This window comes from Limnohabitans sp., assembly GCF_031539175.1.
Taxonomy (GTDB): domain Bacteria; phylum Pseudomonadota; class Gammaproteobacteria; order Burkholderiales; family Burkholderiaceae_C; genus Limnohabitans.
The window spans coordinates 1-2,025 of sequence record NZ_JAVKLQ010000044.1; the positions used below are offsets into that span (position 1 = coordinate 1).

At 57.1% G+C, this 2,025-nt stretch carries 2 protein-coding genes; both read left to right on the forward strand.

All coding sequences use genetic code 11. The annotated features are described in order from the left end of the window. Positions 1-196 precede the first annotated feature (196 nt). Positions 197-967, forward strand: coding sequence for an electron transfer flavoprotein subunit beta/FixA family protein (locus tag RMS95_RS08095; RefSeq protein ID WP_310645169.1), 771 nt, complete (start codon positions 197-199; stop codon positions 965-967). 30 nt (positions 968-997) lie between these two features. Then, positions 998-1,930, forward strand: a complete 933-nt coding sequence (locus RMS95_RS08100) for an FAD-binding protein (RefSeq protein WP_310645171.1) — start codon at positions 998-1,000, stop codon at positions 1,928-1,930. Positions 1,931-2,025: the final 95 nt, after the last annotated feature.

Consider the following 2,025-nt stretch of genomic DNA (forward strand, 5'->3'; position numbering starts at 1 on the left):
AACTCTCGTCGACGTGTGCGTTTACTTTGCAGCTCAAAGCCGCTGATCGATAGGCTGGTTTGTTTCATGTGTATTCAACGCAGTCTATGGCGTTCACGCTGTCAGGGTTTACAAGAAGGTTATGCAGATGTTCCCTAGCAATCGGAGCTTGTACCATTGCTGGCATTGCCACATTGAACAAAGAAGGAATCGCGTCATGAAAGTTTTAGTCGCAGTCAAGCGCGTGGTGGACTACAACGTGAAGGTACGGGTGAAGTCGGACAACTCTGGGGTTGACATTGCGAACGTGAAGATGAGCATGAACCCGTTTGATGAGATTGCGGTGGAAGAAGCCGTGCGCCTCAAAGAAAAAGGCGTGGTCACGGAAGTCATCGCCGTCTCTTGTGGCGTCACCCAGTGCCAAGAAACCTTGCGCACCGCCATGGCGATTGGCGCAGACCGAGGTATTTTGGTCGAGAGCAGCGAAGAACTGCAACCCTTGGCCGTGGCCAAGCTCCTCAAAGCCTTGGTCGACAAAGAGCAACCGGGCCTGGTGATCTTGGGCAAACAAGCCATTGACGACGACTGCAACCAAACTGGACAGATGTTGGCCGCTTTGGCAGACATGCCCCAAGCCACCTTTGCTTCCAAGGTGGAAGTCGACACCGCAGGTGGCATCCATGGTCTCGGCCAAGCCAGCGTGACCCGCGAAGTCGATGGCGGCTTGGAGACGATTTCCATCAGCCTGCCCGCTGTGATCACCACCGACTTGCGCTTGAACGAGCCCCGCTACGTCACCTTGCCCAACATCATGAAGGCCAAGAAGAAGCAGCTCGACGTGTTCAAACCCGAAGACCTCGGTGTGGACGTGAGCCCGCGCATCAAGACCCTCCAAGTGGTCGAGCCTGCCAAGCGCGGCGCGGGCATCAAGGTGCCCGACGTCGCCACCTTGGTGGACAAGCTCAAGAGCGTGGCCAAAGTTATCTAAACGCTAAACGAATATGCAGGAAATACGAACATGACAACGCTTGTGATTGCAGAACACGACAACGCCGCGATCAAAGGCGCGACTTTGAACACAGTGACCGCCGCAGCCGCCATTGGCGCTGACGTGCATGTATTGGTCGCTGGGCACAACGCCGATGCAGCCGCTGCTGCTGCGGCACAGATCATGGGCGTGAGCCAAGTGGTTCACGCCGATGGTGCAACGCTGGAGGCGGGCTTGGCGGAGAACGTGGCAGCCCAAGTTCTAGCCATAGCAGGCAACTACACCCACATCCTGTTCCCCGCAACCGCCAATGGCAAAAACGTGGCCCCTCGCGTGGCAGCTAAGTTGGACGTGGGCCAAATCAGCGACATCACCAAGGTAGACAGCCCCGACACGTTTGAGCGCCCCATCTATGCGGGCAACGCCATTGCCACCGTGCAATCGCGTGACGCCGTCAAAGTCATCACCGTGCGCATCACAGGGTTTGATGCCGCAGCCGCCACAGGAGGCACGGCACAGGTGCAAACCACAGCCGCTGTCACCGACTCTGGCAAGAGCAGGTTTGTGGGCTGTGAAGTCACCAAGAGTGACCGACCAGAGCTGACCGCAGCCAAGATCATTGTCTCGGGCGGACGTGCGTTGGGTAGCGCAGAGAAGTTTGATGAAGTCATGATTCCGTTGGCCGACAAGCTGGGGGCGGCGATTGGTGCGAGCCGTGCGGCAGTGGATGCAGGCTACGCGGCCAACGATTTGCAAGTGGGGCAGACGGGCAAGATTGTGGCGCCGCAGTTGTATGTGGCATGCGGCATCAGCGGGGCGATTCAACACTTGGCGGGCATGAAAGACAGCAAGGTGATCGTGGCGATCAACAAAGACCCCGAGGCGCCGATCTTCAGCGTGGCGGATTTCGGGCTGGAGGCTGACTTGTTCGTGGCGGTGCCTGAGTTGGTCGCCGCGTTGTAAACACACTTTGAAAAGCACTCTGCGGGATGCTTTTTTCTTGAGCCTATTTTTGGAGACATCAACAATGAGTTATATCGCCCCCATCAAAGACATGG

Excerpts from the sequence above, each read along its gene's own strand:
- RMS95_RS08095 (WP_310645169.1), top strand. The coding sequence starts at position 197 with ATGAAAGTTTTAGTCGCAGTCAAGCGCGTGGTGGACTACAACGTGAAG.
- RMS95_RS08100 (WP_310645171.1), top strand. The coding sequence starts at position 998 with ATGACAACGCTTGTGATTGCAGAACACGACAACGCCGCGATCAAAGGC.